Raw genomic sequence first — 19,035 nt, forward strand, 5'->3', positions numbered from 1 at the left:
CACTGGGCATTCCCGTGCGGCGATGTGGCACCCCATTTCAGTTCACCGTATCGGCGGCCGGATCATTCCTGCCCGGCCGATGTGCGCCGCTCCGCCATCTTGGCGAGGATGTCGGGCAGGCGGCTACGCGCCGTTTCCGCGAGGTCGCCATATAGGCTGTTGCCGTGCGCGTCGATGCCCACGGTGGCGGGCCCCAGCCCTTCTACCTTGAGCTTGACCAGGCGGTAGTGGTGCACCAGGTCATTCCAGTGGACGTCGACCACTTCCCGTATCGCTTCGGACAGCAGCGTGCAGCCGCCACCGAGGAAAGACAGATAGACGCATCCCGCCTCGCGCATGGCCTGGACGCTCGCCGCGTCGAGGCCACCCTTGCCACCGGTGATCCGCAGCCCGAGCTCGCGGATCAGCCGCGGCATGAAGGCATTGAAGCGCGTGCTGGTGGTAGGGTTCAGATAGAGCACTTCGAAGCGTCCATCGTTTTCCTGGCTGTAGCTGCCCAAATGGAGCAGTGCCCCGCCGTGCAGGTTCGTCGGCATGGCTTGGCCACGGTCGAGCAGCGCCGCCAGGCGCTCGTGGGTGGTCATGCCCGCGCACAGGACGACTTCGCCGTAAAGCCGGACCTGGTCGCCCACGCGCAGGCTCCGGGCCTGTGCTTCCGTCAAGGGGAGCTCGAGATGATGCAAGGTGGTCACGGTCGCTATTCCTCGGCCAGGCCGGCCTTCATTCGATGATCTCGACCCGCCCGGAGTCGTAGAGGCGGGCGCGGGTGCGGCGGTTGATCCAGCAGTTGAAGCACACCGCCACGGGCGTGAAGCCGTGCCCCGACGCGTAGTCCACGTGCACGGCCATGGCCGTGCTGTCGCCGCCCGTGCCCATGGGCCCGAAACCCGTCGCATTGGCCGCTTCTTTCAAGCGGCTTTCCATCGCGGCCAGCACGGGTTCCGGGTTGACCGAGCCGATGGGGCGCAGGGTGGCCTGCTTGGCGAGCTTGGCGGCGTAATCGAAGGTCCCGCCTATGCCTACGCCTATTACCACAGGCGGGCAATGTTGCGAACCCGCCTTCAGGATGACCTCCAGGACGTAGCGTTCGATGGTCTCCAGCGTAGGGAAGGTGAAAATCTCCAGCGCGGCCCAGCGCCCGGAGCCGAGCGCCTTGGGCGAACAGGTAATCTCGACGTAGTCTGCCCCGTCGATCAGGTCGAAGGTGACGATGGGCATGTCCTTGCCCTTGTAGCCGCGCTCGTTGGTGAGCGGATTGGTCACGTGGGCGAGCAGGGGCGGCTGGATGCTTGCCACCAGGTCGTCGAAGCCGTCGGAGAACGCGCGCTTGATGTCGCCCTCCAGGCGGGCGCGCGTGCCCAGGCCGACGAAGTAGACGGGCACCCCGGAATCGGAGCACACGAAATGCGCGCGCGCCTCCGCCGCGTCTGCGCTTTGGAGCATGATGCGCAGCGTGCCCCGCGCGACCTCGTTGCGCTCCGTTTGCTCGGCCGCCCGCAGCGCTGCCTTGGTGTCTTCGGGAATTTTCTTCAGCGCGCGTTCATAGAGCTGGGCGCTGACCGACCGTACGAGGTCGTAGGTGATGGCCATCTCTCCCCCTGTGGCGCGTCACTCGCGCGTGGTGCATGGGCTCGTATTCCGACTATAGCGACCAGCCGGGGCGGCCGCTATCACCGGCGCGACACACCTGCTTTGCCGCCGGCACGCGGGGTATCGTGCTGGCTATACTGGCCGCCACGCAACGTGTTTCGACGGGAATTTCGCATGAAGCTGCATTGGTCCACTCGATCCCCATACGTACGCAAGGTAATGGCCGCCGCCATCGAGACCGGCCTGGACGGCGAGATCCAGCCCCAGCTGTCCATCGTCTCGCTGTCTACCGTCAATCGCGACGTGGAGCGCGACAATCCGCTGGGCAAGATTCCCACCCTGGTGACTGACGACGGCAGGGCGTTGTACGACTCGCTGGTCATTTGCGAATACCTGGACCACCATAGCCGCAAGAACCGGCTCTTTCCCCGCGACTTCGAACAACGCCTGGAAGCGCTGCGCTGGCATGCGCTGGGCAACGGGCTGACGGACATCCTCATTCTCTGGAACAACGAGCGGGGGCGCGATCCGTCGCTGCAATCCCAGGCGCACCTGGCCGCCTTCCGCGCCAAGGCGCAGGCCACGCTGGATGCGCTGGAAGCGACCATCGACCAGCTCGACCGCCGGGAATTCGACATCGGCCATCTGGGCGTTGCCGTCGGGCTGGGGCATGCGGACTTCCGTTTTGCCGACTTGCAGTGGCGCGCGACGCGCCCGCGCCTTGCCGCCTGGGCAGACCGCATGGGCGAGCGCGAATCGCTGCGCCGAACGGTGCAATACGATCCGCGGCAGCAGCAGCCCCAGGCTTAACTTCGTGAGGCGGCGAATTCGGCCGCGAGCGCGTTGACCAGTCCTCCGGCTTCCCAGATTTGCACCATCTGGGGCGAGAACGGCGGCGAATCGATGACGCGGCCGTCGGCCAGCTCGATCTTCCCGGTGGCCGGCGTGACGCTGATCACGTCGCCGTCTTCCACGACGCGGGTGATGCCGGGCACCAGCAGTACTGGCAGCCCCTGGCTCATGGCGCGCCGGATGAACCCCGACTCGCAGGATTCCACCAGCACGGCCGAAATGCCCGAGGCCTTGAGGGCCACGCTGACTTCCACATGGTTGTGGTGCGCGAAGTTCGCGCCTCCCACCACAATGTCCCCGGGCCTGACTTCAGACGGAAACTCGGGCCGTAGCTTGCGGAAACACATCTGCCGCAGCGATTCGACGTCGAAGGGCTTGCCGAAGCCGTCCCGCACTGCGGCGAATTCGATGATGCCGTCGTCGCCGCAGACCTGGTCACCGAATTTCCAGACCCGGCCCCGGAGGGTGCGGGCGGCGGATGAGGTGGATGCCTGGTTCATTGGTGTTCCTCAGATCCTGCCCGCCAGCAGCGGACGGGGATCGGTGATTTCTCCTGCGACGGCCGAGGCGGCGACGGTATAGGGAGATGCCAAGTGGACGGCGGCCTCGGTGCTGCCGTTGCGGCCTTGGTAATTGAATTGGTGGGTGGTGATGGAGACATCGTCGCCGCTCAGCACCCCCAGGTAGCCCCAGCAGGTATTGCAGCCCGGCGACAGTACCGTGGCTCCCGCCTCGGCGAAGACCTCGAGCAGGCCCTCGCGGGCCGCCGCCGCATAGACGTTCTGGCTGCCCGGCGAGATGTACATCGTCACGTGGGGGGCAATCCGGCGCCCGCGCAAGATGGCGGCCGCGGCGCGTAGGTCTTCCAGCCGGTTGTTGGCACAAGAGCCGATGGCTGCGTGATCGATGCGGCGGCCGGCCACTTGCGCGACGTCGACGGCGCCACTTTGCGTGGGAGGCACCGTCACCATGGGGGTGAGTTGCGACAGGTCGTAAGTCAGCACGGCCGCATAGTCGGCGTCGGGATCGCTGCGCACCACCTCGTAAGGGCGGCCGTTCGCCCGTTCCTCGACATATTCGAGCGCACGCTGGTCGACGTCCATGATGGCGGTGTCCGAGCCCGTGTGGAAGGTCGAGGCCAGGATTGCCTGCCTGTCGTCCAGGCTCAGGCCGGCCAGCGCGGGGCCGCCATATTCGACGCAGCACTGTAGGAAGGTGCCGGCTTGTTCGTGGTCCCGGATGATGGCCTGGACCAGGTCTCGCCCGGTCACGCCGAAGGGCAGGCTGCCGACCAGTTCGATGCGCACGGTCTTGGGGACGCAGACCCAGTGCTGGTCTTTGAGCAGCGGCGCCAGCACGTCGGTGGACATGGGTATGTTCAGCGCGCCCACGGCGCCTATCGACGCGATATTGCCTTCATCGGAAAAAATCAGCGACCCGGGCCGAGCAAAGCCGCGTTCGACCAGGACCAAGTGGCGCAACCCGGTGTTGGGGCCGTAGAAGTTCTCCACGCCGAACTCCCGCGTCAACTTGCGCAGCATGTGGTGCGTTGCAGCATGCGGGGAACCGGTCGCCGCCGCCGGCGTATGGTCGATGACGATGATGGCTTTTTCGGGGCGCGCGAACTTGGTCGCCCCGATTTTCTCAAGGTTGCGCTTGTGCACGGGCCAGACCATCTCCTGCGTGACCACGTGGTCCGGCACGCAGTTGACGTACTCGCCTGGCGCCACCGTGTCGCGTCCCGCCGCGCGCGCCAGGATTTTCTGTGCGATGGTTTGACCGGAAGAAGCTGCCATGGTTGGGTCCCGTTGAGCGCTCACTTGAGCGAAATACCCGTTTCCTTGATGAATTGCCCCCAGAACTCGTAGCTGTTGAGGACATTCTTGCGGTACTGCTCCGGCGTGCTGGAAACGGCCACCGCGCCCACTTTTTCATAGGTGCTGCGCACGTCGGGGCGTGCCATGACCTTTGCGATCTCGCGCTGCAGGCGCTCGACGATGGGCGCGGGCGTGCCGGCCGGCATGATGACGCCGTATTCGGTTGCCTGCACGACCGAGGGGTAGCCGAGCTCGACCATCGTGGGCGTGTCGGGCAGCATGCTCGTTCTTTTCTCGGTCGTCACGACAAGCACGCGCACGTTGCCGGATTGGACGTGCGGCAGGATGGGGGTGAGGTCTGCGACCACGGACTCGACTTGGTTGCCGAGCAGGTCGGTGATCGCCGGCGCGGCACCCGCATAGGGGACGTGCACGATGTCCATGCCGGTGGCGCGCTTGATGCGCTCGCCGGCCAGGTGCACCATGGTGCCGTTGCCGGCACTGCCATAGTTCAGCTTGCCGGGATTGCGCTTGGCGCGCTCCATGAAATCGGCCATGCTCGTGATGCCGGACTTGACGTTCACGGCAAGGACGGCCGGCACCTGTGCCAGGCTCGAGACGAAGACGAAGTCGTCCTTGACGGAATAGGGGACGCTCATCAGGTGGGGAATCACCATGAGCGAACCGCCTGAGCCGAAGCCCATCGTGTAACCGTCGGGCGCTGCCTTGGCGACGGCTGCCGTGCCTATGGTGCCGCCGGCACCGCCGCGGTTTTCGACGACGACGCTCTGGTTTAGTGCTTCGCCCAGCGGCCCGGCGATGGCCCGGGCATAGGTGTCAGTGGGGCCACCCGGAGGGAAGGGCACGATGAACCGGATGGGACGGTTCGGCCAATCGCCGCTCTGCGCCACGGCGGCCGTCGAGAATGTTCCCAGGGCGCAGCTTGCCATCAGGCATGTCGCAAGCAGTCTCGCAAACATGGCAGTCTCCTCTCAGGCGGTCGGGCCGCCGTCTGGTTGTTGGAAATATGTGCGGGCATGGTATCGGTCAGGGGGCGAGGCCGGTAGGCATCGTCGCGCAAAGCTGCTATGGCGTGCGCGTTATCGGCTCGAGCGGGCGTAGAGGCCCAGCTTCTCGGCACGTATCCGCGCGAGCGCGTAAACGGTTTCCAGCAGCGGCGCGGGCTTGCCGAGCTCCTCGGCGATCTCGACCGCGGCGCCGAGAATGCTGTCCAGCTCGACCGCGCGGCCGGCTTCCACGTCTTGCAGCATGGAGGTCTTGACGTTCCCCAGCTTGCGGGTGATGGCCAGGCGCTCGGGAGGAGAAATGGACAAGGGCAGGCCGATTGCCTCGCCCATTGCGAGGAGTTCGCGCATCATGGCCTGGAACATACGGTTGACGCGCGCATCGTCGATCAGGATGTCGGTGGCCGACCCCGTCAGCAGGCTGACGGGATTGAAGCAGGCATTGCCAAGCAATTTTTCCCAGACGACACTGCGTATGTTCGCATGGGCGGAGGCGTCGAACCCGGCTTGCGCGAGCGCGCGGGCAGCGATTTGTGCGCGCGGGCTGTCGCCGCCTCCCGGTTCGCCCACCACGAGGCGCGATCCCGAGGCATGCACCACGACGCCCGGCTCCGGGCAAGAGCATGAGGGGAAAACGACGAACCCCAAGAGCTTTTCTGCCGGAATGGCGCGCTCGAGTTTTCCGTCTGGGTCGACCGTACGCAGCCGGTGGCCGGCCAGTGGGCCGCTACCGGCTTGGAAGAACCACCACGGCACGCCGTTGAGCGCCGGCAGCACGACCGTGCCGGGCCCCATCATCGGGCCGAGTCGGTCGGAGAGCTCCGGCAGGGAGGGAGACTTCACCGCGAGGATGAGGATGTCTTGCGGCCCGAGTTGCGAGGGATCGTCGCTGGCCCGCACTTTGGCGCAGGACTGCTTGCCCCCGCTGTGCAAGACAATGCCTCGCTCGTTGATCGCCCGCAAGGTAGCGCCACGGGCCAGCACGCTGACCTCGTTGCCTGCCAGGGCCAGCCGGGCAGCCAGAAGCCCGCCGATCGCCCCCGCGCCGGCGACGCCTATCTTGAGCGGGCGAGTGGCGGGAGCGCCTTGTTCCAGGCTGTTTTCCATCCCCATACGTCTCCTTTGTGGCGACGGTGTCTTGGACCGTCATGGATATCCGATTCATTATTCCGGCTAGGCCTCGCCGCGTGATGCGCCCGCAGGCATTTCTGCTTGTGCCGGGCAGATATAGCCTCCACGCCTCCAGCGGTATGCGTATGGGCGCATTCCAGTCTTGCCGGCCCAGGTAGTAGGCAAGCGCGCGCCCTGCCCCTAGAGTCCGCACTGCGGCGACGGGCGCGGGCGGATCGGACGCCTCCGCGCGGTCGACGCACACGTGGAGGAATGTATGCATCGAAGGACGGGCCCGCTGTCGCACGTCAAAGTCCTGGACCTGAGCCGCATCTTGGCGGCGCCTTGGGCCAGCCAGATCCTGGCCGATCTCGGCGCCGACGTCATCAAGGTGGAGCGGCCGGGCAGCGGCGACGATACCCGCACCTGGGGGCCGCCCTTCCTGAAGGACGCCGAAGGCCGGGATACCAAGGAAGCGGGGTATTACCTTGCAGTGAATCGTGGCAAGCGCTCGATCACGATCGCGCTCGACAAGCCCGAAGGGCAGCGCATCGTCAGGGAGCTGGCCATGTGCGCCGACATCGTGCTGGAAAACTACAAGGTCGGCACGCTCGCCCGCTATGGCTTGGACCAGGCTTCGCTGCGGGCGCTGAATCCGCGGCTCATTTATTGTTCCGTCACCGGCTTCGGGCAAACCGGTCCGCGTCGCGATCAGCCTGCCTACGATTTCCTGATCCAGGCCATGGGCGGCTTGATGAGCGTGACCGGCGAGCGCGACGACAGGCCAGGCGGCGGCCCGCAGAAGGTGGGCGTGCCCATCGTGGATTTGATGACAGGCATGTACGCCGCGGTGGCAGTGCTCGCCGCGCTGGCCCGCCGCAACGAGACGGGCCGGGGAGAGTACATCGACATCGGCATGTTCGACGTGCAGGTCGCGACCCTGGCGAACCAGGCGATGAATTATCTGGTGTCCGGGAAGTTGCCCAAGCGCAACGGGAACGCCCATCCCAACATCCAGCCGCAGGATGTTTATCGGTGCGCCGACGGCGACATCATTCTCGTGGTCGGCAACGACGGCCAGTTCCGCAAGCTGTGCGAAGCACTGGGCCATCCGGAGTGGGCGAATGACGAGCGCTTCGCCACGAACGCGCAGCGCGTGCGCAACGTCGAGACGTTGTCGGCCATGCTGCGCGAGGACTTCGCGCGCCGCGACCGCGCGACGCTGCTGGAGCAGTTGGACCGCGCAGGCGTGCCGTGCGGGCCCATCAACAACGTGGCAGAGGTGTTCGAAGAGCCGCAGACCCTTGCGCGCGACATGCTGCGCTATGTCGATCATCCCTGCGGGGCGCGCGTGCCGCAGGTGGCGAGCCCCATGCGATTTACCGAGGGCGAGCTGCCGGAGATGGTGGCGCCGCCGCTGTTGGGGCAGCACAGCGACGAGATCCTGGAGGAGCTGGGCTATGACTCCGCCGCCGTCCAGGCCTTGCGCGCGGCGGGCGTGATCTGAAAGCGGGGGCCGACGCATGAAACTCCATTGGTCCCCCAAGTCGCCCTACGTGCGCAAGGTCATGGTGTGCCTCCATGAGCTCGGCATGGACGAGCGCGTGGAGCGCGTGCGCTCGGTAGCGGCCATGCTCAAGCCCAATCCGCAGATCATGCGTGACAACCCGCTGAGCAAGATTCCGACGTTGGTCTTGGACGACGGGACGGCGCTTTTCGATTCGGCAGTCATATGCGAATACCTCGATGCGCAGGCCCGGGGCGGGCTTTTCCCGGCCGAGGGCGACCAGAGGTGGCATGCCCTGCGGTGGCACGCGTTCGGCGACGGCCTGCTGGACGTGCTGATCCTGTGGCGCAATGAGACTGAGCGCCCCGCGGCCCAGCAGTCGGATGCGCTCATCGAAGCCTTCCGGGTCAAGACCGACGCATCGCTGCGCCAGCTGGAAAGCGAAGTGCCCGCACTGTCGGCCGCGCCTTTCGGCATCGGGCACATTGCGATCGGGTGTGCGCTCGGCTACATCGACTTCCGCTTTGCGGCGCTGCCGTGGCGAGAGCAGGCCCCGCGGCTGGCGGAGTGGTACGCCCGGATCGCGGATCGCCCGTCGTTCCGCCGGACTGAGCCGGTGCTCGAAGGGTGAGCCCAGCCTAGGCGTAGAGGCGGGTGGCGTTGTCGACCAGTATCCGGCGTGCCAGGGATGCGTCGTCCGTCCAGGCGAGGAAAGTATCGAACAGCTTGCGCGTGTCCGGCCATGGGTCGATGCGGATGTGGGGCCAGTCGCTGCCCCAGACGAGCTGCTCGGGGTTCGCCGCGAGCAAGGCACGATGGAAGGGGCGCCCCGCCTCCATGTCCGTCTTTAGCAAGCTGCGGTAAGCCGAGAGCTTGACCCAGGCCTTGCCCTCGCCGAGCAGGCGCACGAGCTGTTGAAAGCCCGGGTCGTTGGGGCCCGCGGCCACGTCGAAGCTGCCCATGTGGTCGATCACCACGGGACAAGGAAGGCTGCGCAGCAGCGGCGCGATGCCCGGCAGGGCCTGGCAGTCTGTCCAGAGTTCGACGTGCAGGCCGGCATCGGCCACGGCACGCGCCATCTGGGAGAGATCGTCGATGGAGGCGCTGCCGGCGAAGTTTCCGCCTGCGCCGCTGCGATGGCTGTAACGCAGCGCCCGTACGCCGCGTTCGCGCAAGGTCGTGAGATCGAGCGTGGTTCCCGGCCGGGCGACGATCACGCCGCGCAGGTGCGCGTAGCTCGCGAGCGCATCGAACAGCAGGGAGTAGTTTTCCCCGTAGGCGCTCGGATGCACCAGCACCGCATGGGATAGCCCCTGGCGGGCCAACATGGCCGAGTGGTCTTCGACCAGCGCCTCGGGTGGCGTGTAACTGCGTTCGGCCGCCAGCGGATAGCGGTCGTATGGGCCGAGCAGATGGGTGTGGCAGTCCCACCCCTTGATGGCGGTGGAATCACGTTGCGCCTGCGTGCTCATGCCGTCACCCCTTCTTTCCCCAGACCGCCGGGTCGTCCTGGGGCAGCGGGAAGGCCGCGACGACGCCTGGCTCCAGCGGTATTTCGTGCGCGTTCAGGGTCATCGCGACCAAGGTGTAGTAACCGACCAGCGCGGTCAGTTCGACCACCGTACGCGGGCCGAATCGCGCCAGCGCGGCGGCGTAAGTGGCGTCGGACACGGACCTGTGGGCGTTCAATTCGCTGGCGAAGCGTACCACCAGCGCGTCGTCCGGCGGCAATTCGTCGGGAATGCGCTGTTCGCGCAGCGCTTCGATGATCCATTCTTCGACGCCGGCTTTTTCGGCCTCCGTCCGGTGCGCGGCCCATTCGAAGGGAGAGCTGCAGGCCCTGGCCGTGACCAGGATGGCCAGCTCCGACAGGCGAGGAGGAAGCGAAGTGTCGTAGCGCAGCAGCTCGCCGAGCGCCGACCAGCGGTCGGCTAGCTCGGGGTTGTACAGGGCCGCGCGCAGGGGGCCCCTCAACCGGCCGCGCTTGCCGGCAATGACTTTGTCGTGCACCCGGCGCTGTTCCGGGGTCATGGTTTCGGGCGTGGGCAAATCGATTCTAGGCATGGTCTCCTCGCTTTTGGCCGCATTATCCGACGCCGGGATGAGAGGCGCTATGGCGCGAGGCGCATAGCAGCCTTGACCTCGTCTGCCTTTGCGCACGGCTTGGGGGCGCCTAGACTCGCTCCAGTCATATTGCCTCTCGCATTTCGCTTATTTCCCACATGAACGAATTCAAGCAGCTGCAGCTCCGCCTGGACGGCCACGTCGCGGTGGTGACTTTGGATAACCCGCCGGTCAATGCGCTGACCCGCGTGTTGAACGACGAATTGATCGCGGCGATGGACTGGATATCCGAGACGCCGGAGGTTCGCGTGGTGGTGCTCACGGGCGCGGGCAAGGTTTTCTGCGCGGGGGCCGACCTCAAAGGCCGTGCGGACGTCATCAAGGGGCCGGGCGACCTGCCTGCCCACCTGCGGCGAACCCGCGAGTGTTTCCACGCCATTCGCGAGTGCGCCAAGCCGGTGGTGGCGGCGATCAATGGCCCGGCGCTGGGATCCGGGCTCGCCATGGTGGCCTCGGCCGACGTGCTCCTGGCGTCCGAACGCGCGACGCTTGGCCTGCCGGAGGTGGACGTCGGGTTGATGGGGGGATGTAGGCATGCGATGCGCCTCTTCCCTCATTCCCTGTTGCGCCGCATGATGCTGACCGGCCACCGGGTGCCGGCTTCCGAGCTTTATCGGCTGGGCATCGTCGAGGCCTGCACCGCACCCGAGGAGCTGATGCCCGCTGCCATGGAGGTGGCAGGAATCATTGCTTCCAAGAGCCCGGTGTCTACCCGTCTTGGCAAGCATACGCTCAACACCATCGAGGACATGAGCCTGCGCGACGGATACCGCTACGAGCAGGACATGACCGCCTTCCTCTCTACTACCGAGGATGCCGCCGAAGCCCAGGCCGCGTTCCGCGAAAAACGCGCGCCAGTATTCAAGGGACGCTAGCGCTCGCCCGGCTCGCGCCCCCGGCAGGGGGCGTGTGGGTATAAACTCGTCTTCTTCTCCTGGACGAGCGCTGTTTGCAATGCAGCATCCGAAAGCCACCAGCATCCAGCTGGATGTGACCGCCAGCTTGCACAAATGGCGGGCGTTTCTCGCGATCGGCGAATTGGGTAGCCTGACCCGGGCTGCCCTGTTCCTCAACAGCAACCAATCCTTATTGAGTCGCCAGCTCAATGCGCTCGAACGCGAATGCGGGACGAGGTTGTTCGTGCGCACCGGGCGGGGCGTGGAGCTCTCTGACGTAGGGCAGCGCATTTTTCCGCAAGTGCGAGCCTTGCTCGCCGAGGCTGAGCAGCTCGAAAGAGAGATCCGTGAACAAGCGCGGGATGCGAGCGGGCGCGTCACGCTCGGCACGCTACCCTCCATTGGCCATCACCTGGTGGGGCAGCTGTTCACCGCCGTGCGCGCACGCTATCCCGGAGTCAGCCTCAAAGTGCTCGAGGGGTCGAGCGGGCAAGTCGAGGAATGGCTTGCCGATGCGCGCGTCGACATCGGCATTTTGTATCGGTATGGCGGCTCCTTGCCGGAGCACGAGCAATGCCTGGCGACCGTCGACAGTTACCTGATTGGCCCCGTCGGCGATCGCCTCACCGCGCAGGAGGAGGTGCCTTTCCGCAGCCTGCATGAGTTGCCCTTCATCCTGCCGAGCGCGCCCAACGGCCTGCGAACTGCGCTCGACTCCATGGCGCGCCAGGAACGCATTACGCTCGCACCAGTGATCGAAGCAGACTCCTTGCCGTTGCAGGCCTCCCTGGTTGCGCGCGAAGGCCTTTATACCGTGCTGCCTTTGCACGCCGTCTGGACCGAGGTGGCAAACGGCCAGGTACAGGCGGCCCGCATCGTGGACCCTCCATTCCAGCGGACGGTCGCCTTGACCTTCGCCAAGAACAAGGGCCCCGGCAAGGCGGTGTCCGCAATCGCGGCGCTGATCGGCGAGATCGTCGAAAAAATGGCGCGCGACGGCATGTGGTGGTCCAGCCGCTGAGCCAGGCGTCCGTAATTTTTCATCGATCATGCAGGAGGCGCCTGTGCCGATACAGGACGGAAAGTTTTATCTCGTGAGCCTGGGGACGGGGGATCCCGATCACCTGACGCTACGGGCAGACCGCATCATCCGCGCTGCCGACCTGGTGCTCGGGCCGGCCGATGCGCCGGTGCGCTATGCGGAGCTGCTTGCCGGCAAACCGTTCATGGAGGCCGGGCACGGCCTGTTTACGCCCATGGCCCGTCGCCGGGCTCCGGCCGAGACGGTGGAGGCCGAAGAGGCCGCCCGCCGCAATGCCATCCTGGACTGTGTTTCCGCGGGCGGCACGGCGGTCGTGCTGACATATGGCGATCCTACCCTGTACGGGCCGCAAGTTGGATACCTACAGGCCTTTCGCGACTTGAACCCGCAGGTCGTGCCAGGGATATCCAGCTTCGCCGCGGCCAATGCGGCGCTGGCCTGCGCCGTGACGGGAGGGCGCACCAGCCAGTCCGTCATCCTGAGCCTGGGAAAAAACGCCAATGAAGGCTATGCGGGAAGTGACCGGCTTTCCGTGCTCGCCCAGAGTCGCAGCGCGTTGGTGCTGTTCACCATGAAGACGGACCTATCACGGGTGGTCGAAGAATTGCGCAGCGCCTATCCCGGCGACACGCCGGTCGCCGTCGTGTGCCATGCCGGCCGGGCGGAAAAACAAGAAATCTTGCGCGCCACGCTCGATACCCTAGTGGATGTAGCCGGCCGCCGCGAATTGCCTTTCGAGCACTTGATCTACGTCGGCGATTTCCTGGACCAGCCGGCGGGGGATTATCCATGACGCCCGCGGAAAGGCGATGCGACGGGGGCAGGCACGTTCCGCTCCCGTCAGGCGACCTGGTGCTTGAGGGCAATGTCGCGTTGCGACGCCGATGACTCCAGAATTGCCAGGCAGATCTCCAGCGTAGCCTTGGCCCAACGGCCGTCGTGGCGAGGGGGGACGTTTTGCTGGACGGCTGCCGTCAATTCATCGATCACTTCATGGCGGGGCACGGCCGGTTTGTCGAGCGGGATCCAACGCTTGGCGTCGTCGCCATAAATGGCGATGCCATCGGGCATCGGCCTCAGGTCTGCCTGCTCGCAGGAAACGATGATGGGCCCGAAATGTTGGTAGGCGTGCTCTTCTGGCGCTTTGCCCGGTGGCCGGTAAGCTGTGCCCCCGTATGTGGCGTCGGCCTTGGCCTTGGCTTCGTCCTCGGGCGAGGCGATGGCGGCCAGCTTCCTGCGCGCGGTGCCGTAGTCGTCGGGCGACTTGCGGTTGCCCATTTCTCCTATCCAGTTCGTCCACTCGTCCGAATCGAAGTGGGCATAGCCGTTGTAAGACATGGATGCATAGGCGCCGGATTCGAACCAGAGCATGGCGGAGTAGGCGCCCTCGGTGGGGCGGCGCGGATCCCAGTTTCCCACCGCTGCGCGCAGGTGCGTGGGACGGGCGCCGGCGAGCAGCCGGACGATGTCCACCTGGTGCGCGGCTTGGCTGAAAACCGCCCCGCCGCCTTCGGCCGTGACCAGCTCTTCGGGGCGGCGGGGACGGTACAGGTAATCGGTGTAGTTCAGCGCATGGATCATGCGCACCGCGCCAAACTCGCCGCTGGCGATCAGTTCACGCGTCTTGAGGTAGGGCATGTCGAAACTATGGCAATGCCCCACGATGAGATGCACGCCTGCGCGCGCGCAGGCGTCGATCATGCGGTCGCATTCATCCATCGCCAGCGCCATCGGCTTTTCCACCAGCACGTGCTTGCCGCGGGCGGCGGCGATCTCGGCATGGCGTGCGTGGAACTGGTGCGGGCTGGCGATGTAGATGGCGTCTAGCGATGCATCGTCCGCTAGTGCTTCGATGTCATCGTATACCCGCGCGTTGAAGTCTCGGGCGAACTGCTCCCGTGCCGCGGCGCGTGGATCGCAAGCCGCCGCCAGGACGATGCGCGGGTCGCGCAGGAAGGTAGGCAGCATCAGGGAGAACGCCCGGCCAAGGCCGGCGACGCCCAGCCGCAGCGGAGACAACGACATCGGAACTCCTTGGGTTAGTCTGGTCTGGCAGCGCGAACCGGCGAGGCCGGCGCGCGCGTGCGCCTGGCGGGAATCTCAGCCCGCCGCGCTCGTTTACACCTGATAGTTGGACTCGAGCTGTTTGTTCGCCGGGACGTCGTCCCATACATAGCTGGCCTTGAATTGACGCCAGTCTATGGACTTGGGCACGATGGCCTGGAAGGAACAGACGTCCTTGGGAATGGCGTTCGAGCCGAGCCCCACGGGTTCCGCACCGGCGGCGAACTCGTCCAGCGCGGACAACATCCGGCGCCGGAATTCGACGATGGCGAGGTCGCTGGTGCCCAGGCGCTCTTCCGAGCGATCCGCGAGGGGGCCCATGGTGACCCACATGGCGATGTCCTGGTTCGGGAAGCCGGTGATACCCGTGAAGTTGCCCGCCTTCATGGCCTGGCGATCCTGCCAGAAGCGGTTCTCGTGGTTGCGGTAGGGACGGTAGCGTTCATCGAGGTCCGGCCCGATCTGCGCACGCAGGAACTTGCGCCAGGTTTCCGTATCCGGAGTCTTGTTGGGGTGGCCCCAGGCCAGGAAATAGAACGCCGTGTTCGTGTCGTCCATGGGGACATTGACGTTGGCGACGTTGTACAGGTTGTTGGGCGGGACCAGGACGGTGAACGGGGCGACGAACACGGTGGACCGGATGTAGTCGTGCGTTTCCGCATCGAAGATGGGCGTGCGGATGGCGGCGTAGCGGAAGCCGTAGGGCGTGCGCTCGACCTGCATGCGTGGCGATTTGTCGGTGGACGGGCGCAGCCAGTTCTTGTCGGTGGCCTCCGCCCCCTTGACCTTCGCGGGCACGAAGTCGGACGAGTGCAGGCTGGAGCTGTGCGCTGAGTCGATCGCGCCTTCCAGGATTTGCGCCCAGTTGCAGGGCAGCAGAATCTTGGCGATGGAGACTTTCGCTTCCTTGACGGGCGCCCAGGGCGGTGGAACGAATTCGGGCGCATCCTCTTCCTTGCCCAGGAACACCCAGACCATGCCGCCCCATTCGCGGGTGGGATAGGCCCTGGTCCGGATCTTCGAGGCGATGGGGCTGGTTTGCGGCTCCGAGGCCATGTCCACTACCTGCCCGGTGACGTCGATCTTCCAGCCATGGTAGAGGCAGCGCAGCCCGCCTTCCTCATTGCGGCCGTAGACCAGCGATACGCGGCGGTGCGGGCATTTTTCGTCCAATGCGCCAATGCGGCCTTCGCTGTCCCGGAACACGACCAGGTCTTGGCCCAGCACGCGCGCGTGGACGGGCGGCCCGTCCGGCTCGGATACCTCCTCGATCAGGCACAAGGGCACCCAGAAGCGGCGCATCAGCGCACCCATGGGCGCATCACCCTCGACCCGGCATAGCCGCTCGTTTTTTTCACGCGTCAACATCCTACTTTCTCCTTCAATTTTCGGGCTTGATCCCCGCGGCCTTGATGGGGCCGGCATAACGCGCGGCCTCGTCATCGATGGCCTTTGCGTATTCCTCGGGGGAACCGCCCACGGGTTCTATGCCCAGGCCTTGCATTTGCTTGATGACCTCGGGCTGCTTGACGACCTTGGCGATTTCGGCGCTGAGCTTCTTCATGAACTCAGGCGGCGTTCCCGCGGGGGCGAGCAGCCCCACCGTCACGGCGAAGTTGAAGCCGGGAACGATTTCCGAAACGGCCGGGATGTCCGGCGCCAGCGACGAACGCTTGAGCGAGTTCGTCGCGAGAATCTTGGCCTGCCCCTTCTGGGCGAAGCCCGCCAGCGACGGCAACGCTGCGACCACGATATCGACCTGCTTGCCCACGAGCGCGGGAACGGCCTGGCCCGATCCACGGAAGGGGACGTGGTCCAGCTTGAGGTTCAGTGCGCTTTTCAAGGCTTCCATGGTGAGGTGGTGGCTGCTTCCGATGCCCGAGGAGCCATAGGTGATGCCTTTCGGGCTGGTCTTGGCGAGTTCCACGAAATCTTTCAGGGTGTCGGCAGGAAAGTCCGGCCTGGCCGCAATGAAAAGCGGCGACGTGGCGATCAGCGACACCGGCATGAAATCGCGCTTCGGCTCATAGGCAAGGTCTTTGTAGAGCGACGGGTTGATGGACATCATCGAGCCGTCGGTAAGCAGCAGGGTATAGCCGTCTCGTGGGCTACCCATCAGCGTTTGCGCGGCCACGACGCCGTTGGCACCCGGCTTGTTCTCGACCACGAAGGACTTGCCCAGGTTTTCGGTCAGGCGTTGGCCGACGATGCGCGCGACGGTATCGGGCAGGCCGCCGGTGGCGTACGGCACGATGAAGCGCACGGGGCGCGACGGATATTCGGAGACGTCTTCCGCGTAGGACAGCATCGGCGCACAGGTCAGGAGGGCGGCCAGTCCGATCCGGGCTAGGCGTTTGGGCAAGCTGCGCAGGGGTTGGCGAGTATTCATGGAGTCTCCTTTATGGCTTTGCAGGTCGCGCTGTTCTTCCGAGCGCTTCTTCAATGCCGTGCCGGGCCATCCCGGACATGCGGCTTTTTATTAGATCTCTAAGGTAATAATATTAAAGGGCTAAGTATTTTTCAACCCCCGGGTTCGTAGGCGGGGCGGCGAGTATCATTGGCAAACCATAGGTCCACCAGAAAATGAGTTCCGCAGAAGACACTCGAAAAATCCTCGAGCACTGGCGCAGCGCCGTTCCCAACGATCGCCTGGCGCACCTGGTCAAGGACGCCACCCGCGCCTTCATCCGGGCGCTGCAGATGCGCCTGAACCAGCATCACGTTTCCTTCGGGCATTGGGCCTTCCTGCGCATACTGTGGCAGCAGGATGGGTTGACCCAGCGTGAGCTCAGCGCCGAGGCCGGAGTCATGGAGCCGACCACATTCAGCGCGCTGAAGGCGATGGAGGCGCTGGGCTACGTCGAACGCCGGCGTCTGCCCGGCAACAAGAAAAACGTGCACGTGTACCTGACTGAGAAAGGACGCGAGCTCGAAAGCGTCCTCATCCCCCTGGCCGAGGAGGTGAACCGGATAGGCATCCAAGGCCTGACGGAGGAGGAGGTGGGCGTCGCCCGCAAGGTGTTGCTGGGCATCATTTCCAACTTGGCCGAGGACGAGGCCCGCGCCGAGGAGCGCAGCCTGCGCATTCCCTCTACGCGCGAGCTGTCGCGGCGCGTTTCCGAGCGGGCCGCGCGCCAGTCCGGCAAGGCTGCCAGGCGGGCCGAACCGCAGCCGGCAAGCACGCAGGTGCGCCGTCTCCCGGGAAGAAAGGTCGCCGGCTAGGATGACTGACGGTCCCGGACGAGGTAGAAGTGCCGGCCAAGCCCATACACATACAATATGGCCACTAACTCCTTCGACCGCCTGATTGCTCCGGCATCGTGACGACACCCTAAGGAATGCTTGAACGCCTATGGCTGCCAGTCGGGCAGCACCGAACACGTCCAGGCGGTCCAAGACCGGACACCAGTTCCGCCCTCCACTGCTTGCGTCCAGCCTTCGCAGCGACATGGGTCGCGGTCTCCACGCTGTGCGGTGCTTGCGCACACGGCGCCCAGTCGCCGACTTATGGGGGTGCGACCTGCGAAGGTAGTCAGAATGTCCGGCTCAAGCGGCCCGTGAACATTCGAGATTCGCTCCGCGCCAAACTGCGGGCTTCGGCTCCCCTGCGAGTGGCGGCGGTGGACGCTCCACCCCTGGTTAGGTATGACGCCAAGCGCGGAACCTACGAGGGGATCGCGATTGACGTCCTCTGCCTGATCGCCGCGGAGCTGGGCATCTCTTTCGAGATCGCGCCCGGCCGGGATCAAACCGTATACGACAAACTGCGACAGGTGCAGACTGGGCAGGCGGACCTTTTCATTCCGCTGAGTCATTCAGCAGAACGGGCAGAAGCCGGACTTTTCACGAACACGTTCTACAACAGCTATTACGCCGTCATCGCCCGGCAGGGCTCCGGAGTGGTATTGCGCGGTATCAACGACCTGTCGAATTATCGGGTCGGTTATCTGCCAGGTGCTGCGCTCGAGCCCTTGCTCAAGGCCACCGTCCCGCCTGATCGACTCTTCACGTTCAACGAAAGAAGCAGCAATGGGCTGTTCGATGTGGTGCGCAAGGGCACGGTGGATGTCGCCGTGTTCAACAAAGATGTGTTTCAGGAGAAGCGCTACCACAACGAGTACTTCGATCTTGAGGTGATTTACACCGTATACGAGTCCCCTCGCGCCTACCGCTTCTATTTCAGCAAGGCCCCGGACCATGCCTTGCTCGTGGACGCATTCAACCGCTATCTCGCAGCCGTCGATATTTCCGCCTCGGTTGATGCGCACCAGGACGGTGAGCGAGTCCTGTTGGAACGCTACGTCAAGCAACGCAATCAACGCAGCTTGTTGCTATACGCCTGCATCACAGGCGTGGCCTTGCTCGCGGTCGTGTCTGTCGCCCTGCAGCGACATCGCCGCCTGACGCGGCTGTTGAATGAAAAGAATCGATATATCGAGCGACAGCGAAGCGCGCTGCACGAAGCCAACCAGAAACTGGAGCGGCTTACGCGGACGGACTCCTTGACCGAGCTTCCGAATCGCCGGTCTTTCGACGAAGGGCTCGCCGCGGCCTATGCCCGCTATCGGGCGACAGGCACGCCATTGAGCTTACTTGCCATCGATGTCGATAGGTTCAAGCGCATCAATGACGAGTACGGGCATCTCACTGGCGATTCCTATCTTCGGTCCGTCGCCAGGTCGCTTGAACGCAGTGTCGACCGGCAGGGAGCCCACCTGGCTCGCTATGGCGGAGAAGAGTTCGTATGCCTGTTGCCTGCCACCCCCGCGCAGAGCGCCTGCCAGTTGGCGGAGCAGATTCGTCGCGACATCGAGCAGCTCCGCCTGCCGAACGCCGCCGCTACTCCTCCGTGGGTGACGGTAAGCGTCGGGGTCGCGACGGTGGAGGCGGGCGACCCCGGCGCGGAGACACTGGTCGAGGTCGCCGATGCGCAACTCTATCTCGCCAAGGAACGTGGCCGCAATCAGGTGCGTGCCGCGATCGTGTAAGGGGCGGCGATCGCCGCGGT

19 protein-coding genes are annotated in these 19,035 nt (G+C 65.1%); 8 read left to right on the forward strand and 11 right to left on the reverse strand.

The genetic code is table 11. The annotated features are described in order from the left end of the window. Window positions 1-62: 62 nt before the first annotated feature. Together Q0319_RS17435 and Q0319_RS17440 are read right to left on the reverse strand one after the other, a co-directional pair. Entirely contained in the window at window positions 63-692 is a 630-nt protein-coding gene (locus Q0319_RS17435; protein WP_296464498.1) for a fumarate hydratase C-terminal domain-containing protein, read from the reverse strand. A 28-nt stretch (window positions 693-720) separates the two neighbouring features. Continuing rightward, window positions 721-1,590 (reverse strand): fumarate hydratase, encoded by an 870-nt coding sequence (locus tag Q0319_RS17440; RefSeq protein ID WP_296464496.1) that lies wholly within the window; start codon window positions 1,588-1,590, stop codon window positions 721-723. Between the two features lie 174 nt (window positions 1,591-1,764). Here Q0319_RS17440 and Q0319_RS17445 point away from each other — a divergent pair, with 174 nt between their 5' ends. Then, on the forward strand, window positions 1,765-2,400 hold the full coding sequence (locus Q0319_RS17445; RefSeq protein WP_296464493.1) for a glutathione S-transferase N-terminal domain-containing protein: 636 nt from the start codon (window positions 1,765-1,767) through the stop codon (window positions 2,398-2,400). Here the strand turns inward: Q0319_RS17445 and Q0319_RS17450 are convergent. From Q0319_RS17450 to Q0319_RS17465, 4 genes are all read right to left on the reverse strand, one after another. Beyond that, the gene (locus tag Q0319_RS17450; protein ID WP_296464489.1) at window positions 2,397-2,942 is read right to left on the reverse strand and encodes a hypothetical protein; all 546 of its coding nucleotides are present in this window, start codon (window positions 2,940-2,942) and stop codon (window positions 2,397-2,399) included. The two genes, Q0319_RS17445 and Q0319_RS17450, sit on opposite strands and share 4 nt — an antisense overlap. 9 nt (window positions 2,943-2,951) lie before the next feature. Continuing rightward, window positions 2,952-4,238 carry an aconitase family protein gene (locus Q0319_RS17455; protein ID WP_296464486.1) on the reverse strand — a complete coding sequence of 429 codons (1,287 nt, stop codon included), beginning with the start codon at window positions 4,236-4,238 and terminating at the stop codon, window positions 2,952-2,954. Between the two features lie 20 nt (window positions 4,239-4,258). Beyond that, a complete protein-coding gene (locus Q0319_RS17460) occupies window positions 4,259-5,239 on the reverse strand; it encodes a tripartite tricarboxylate transporter substrate binding protein (RefSeq protein WP_296464483.1) in 981 nt (326 codons plus the stop codon). A gap of 120 nt (window positions 5,240-5,359) precedes the next feature. Beyond that, complete coding sequence (locus tag Q0319_RS17465) at window positions 5,360-6,391, reverse strand: 2-dehydropantoate 2-reductase (RefSeq protein ID WP_296464479.1); 1,032 nt, start codon at window positions 6,389-6,391, stop codon at window positions 5,360-5,362. Between the two features lie 280 nt (window positions 6,392-6,671). Between Q0319_RS17465 and Q0319_RS17470 the strand changes: the two genes are divergently transcribed. Both Q0319_RS17470 and Q0319_RS17475 read left to right on the forward strand, forming a co-directional pair. Then, window positions 6,672-7,901, forward strand: a complete 1,230-nt coding sequence (locus Q0319_RS17470; protein ID WP_299454806.1) for a CaiB/BaiF CoA-transferase family protein — start codon at window positions 6,672-6,674, stop codon at window positions 7,899-7,901. A gap of 16 nt (window positions 7,902-7,917) precedes the next feature. Beyond that, complete coding sequence (locus Q0319_RS17475) at window positions 7,918-8,532, forward strand: glutathione S-transferase (protein WP_296464475.1); 615 nt, start codon at window positions 7,918-7,920, stop codon at window positions 8,530-8,532. A 7-nt stretch (window positions 8,533-8,539) separates the two neighbouring features. On the opposite strand, the gene Q0319_RS17480 is transcribed toward Q0319_RS17475, so the two are convergent. Further along, window positions 8,540-9,373 carry an amidohydrolase family protein gene (locus tag Q0319_RS17480; RefSeq protein WP_296464472.1) on the reverse strand — a complete coding sequence of 278 codons (834 nt, stop codon included), beginning with the start codon at window positions 9,371-9,373 and terminating at the stop codon, window positions 8,540-8,542. 4 nt (window positions 9,374-9,377) lie between these two features. Further along, window positions 9,378-9,965: a carboxymuconolactone decarboxylase family protein gene (locus Q0319_RS17485; RefSeq protein WP_296464468.1), complete on the reverse strand. Its 588-nt coding sequence runs from the start codon at window positions 9,963-9,965 to the stop codon at window positions 9,378-9,380. Window positions 9,966-10,123: 158 nt separating this feature from the next. Between Q0319_RS17485 and Q0319_RS17490 the strand changes: the two genes are divergently transcribed. The 3 genes from Q0319_RS17490 to Q0319_RS17500 all read left to right on the forward strand — a co-directional run bounded on the left by Q0319_RS17490 (window position 10,124) and on the right by Q0319_RS17500 (window position 12,756). Continuing rightward, window positions 10,124-10,900: an enoyl-CoA hydratase/isomerase family protein gene (locus Q0319_RS17490; protein ID WP_296464465.1), complete on the forward strand. Its 777-nt coding sequence runs from the start codon at window positions 10,124-10,126 to the stop codon at window positions 10,898-10,900. A 79-nt stretch (window positions 10,901-10,979) separates the two neighbouring features. After that, entirely contained in the window at window positions 10,980-11,942 is a 963-nt protein-coding gene (locus Q0319_RS17495) for a LysR substrate-binding domain-containing protein (protein ID WP_296464462.1), read from the forward strand. Window positions 11,943-11,985: 43 nt separating this feature from the next. Further along, entirely contained in the window at window positions 11,986-12,756 is a 771-nt protein-coding gene (locus Q0319_RS17500) for an SAM-dependent methyltransferase (protein ID WP_299454809.1), read from the forward strand. A gap of 47 nt (window positions 12,757-12,803) precedes the next feature. Here the strand turns inward: Q0319_RS17500 and Q0319_RS17505 are convergent, their stop codons facing one another. From Q0319_RS17505 to Q0319_RS17515, 3 genes are all read right to left on the reverse strand, one after another. After that, window positions 12,804-13,988, reverse strand: a complete 1,185-nt coding sequence (locus Q0319_RS17505; RefSeq protein WP_296464455.1) for a Gfo/Idh/MocA family oxidoreductase — start codon at window positions 13,986-13,988, stop codon at window positions 12,804-12,806. A 93-nt stretch (window positions 13,989-14,081) separates the two neighbouring features. Continuing rightward, window positions 14,082-15,395 (reverse strand): Rieske 2Fe-2S domain-containing protein, encoded by a 1,314-nt coding sequence (locus Q0319_RS17510; protein ID WP_296464452.1) that lies wholly within the window; start codon window positions 15,393-15,395, stop codon window positions 14,082-14,084. 13 nt (window positions 15,396-15,408) lie between these two features. After that, entirely contained in the window at window positions 15,409-16,416 is a 1,008-nt protein-coding gene (locus Q0319_RS17515) for a tripartite tricarboxylate transporter substrate binding protein (protein ID WP_296464449.1), read from the reverse strand. Window positions 16,417-16,610: 194 nt separating this feature from the next. On the opposite strand from Q0319_RS17515, the gene Q0319_RS17520 reads away from it, so the two are divergent. Then, entirely contained in the window at window positions 16,611-17,249 is a 639-nt protein-coding gene (locus Q0319_RS17520; RefSeq protein WP_299454810.1) for a MarR family transcriptional regulator, read from the forward strand. Window positions 17,250-17,638: 389 nt separating this feature from the next. Then, on the forward strand, window positions 17,639-19,015 hold the full coding sequence (locus Q0319_RS17525) for a GGDEF domain-containing protein (RefSeq protein WP_299454813.1): 1,377 nt from the start codon (window positions 17,639-17,641) through the stop codon (window positions 19,013-19,015). The last annotated feature ends 20 nt before the right edge of the window (window positions 19,016-19,035 follow it).

This window comes from uncultured Pigmentiphaga sp. (genome assembly GCF_937950555.1).
Lineage (GTDB): Bacteria > Pseudomonadota > Gammaproteobacteria > Burkholderiales > Burkholderiaceae_B > Pigmentiphaga.

What these genes read in the sequence shown, in the direction of transcription:
- Q0319_RS17440 (WP_296464496.1), bottom strand. Translation starts at nt 1,590, where the DNA reads ATGGCCATCACCTACGACCTCGTACGGTCGGTCAGCGCCCAGCTCTAT.
- Q0319_RS17445 (WP_296464493.1), top strand. Translation starts at nt 1,765, where the DNA reads ATGAAGCTGCATTGGTCCACTCGATCCCCATACGTACGCAAGGTAATG.
- Q0319_RS17450 (WP_296464489.1), bottom strand. Translation starts at nt 2,942, where the DNA reads ATGAACCAGGCATCCACCTCATCCGCCGCCCGCACCCTCCGGGGCCGG.
- Q0319_RS17455 (WP_296464486.1), bottom strand. Translation starts at nt 4,238, where the DNA reads ATGGCAGCTTCTTCCGGTCAAACCATCGCACAGAAAATCCTGGCGCGC.
- Q0319_RS17460 (WP_296464483.1), bottom strand. Translation starts at nt 5,239, where the DNA reads ATGTTTGCGAGACTGCTTGCGACATGCCTGATGGCAAGCTGCGCCCTG.
- Q0319_RS17465 (WP_296464479.1), bottom strand. Translation starts at nt 6,391, where the DNA reads ATGGAAAACAGCCTGGAACAAGGCGCTCCCGCCACTCGCCCGCTCAAG.
- Q0319_RS17470 (WP_299454806.1), top strand. Translation starts at nt 6,672, where the DNA reads ATGCATCGAAGGACGGGCCCGCTGTCGCACGTCAAAGTCCTGGACCTG.
- Q0319_RS17475 (WP_296464475.1), top strand. Translation starts at nt 7,918, where the DNA reads ATGAAACTCCATTGGTCCCCCAAGTCGCCCTACGTGCGCAAGGTCATG.
- Q0319_RS17480 (WP_296464472.1), bottom strand. Translation starts at nt 9,373, where the DNA reads ATGAGCACGCAGGCGCAACGTGATTCCACCGCCATCAAGGGGTGGGAC.
- Q0319_RS17485 (WP_296464468.1), bottom strand. Translation starts at nt 9,965, where the DNA reads ATGCCTAGAATCGATTTGCCCACGCCCGAAACCATGACCCCGGAACAG.
- Q0319_RS17490 (WP_296464465.1), top strand. Translation starts at nt 10,124, where the DNA reads ATGAACGAATTCAAGCAGCTGCAGCTCCGCCTGGACGGCCACGTCGCG.
- Q0319_RS17495 (WP_296464462.1), top strand. Translation starts at nt 10,980, where the DNA reads ATGCAGCATCCGAAAGCCACCAGCATCCAGCTGGATGTGACCGCCAGC.
- Q0319_RS17505 (WP_296464455.1), bottom strand. Translation starts at nt 13,988, where the DNA reads ATGTCGTTGTCTCCGCTGCGGCTGGGCGTCGCCGGCCTTGGCCGGGCG.
- Q0319_RS17510 (WP_296464452.1), bottom strand. Translation starts at nt 15,395, where the DNA reads ATGTTGACGCGTGAAAAAAACGAGCGGCTATGCCGGGTCGAGGGTGAT.
- Q0319_RS17515 (WP_296464449.1), bottom strand. Translation starts at nt 16,416, where the DNA reads ATGAATACTCGCCAACCCCTGCGCAGCTTGCCCAAACGCCTAGCCCGG.
- Q0319_RS17520 (WP_299454810.1), top strand. Translation starts at nt 16,611, where the DNA reads ATGAGTTCCGCAGAAGACACTCGAAAAATCCTCGAGCACTGGCGCAGC.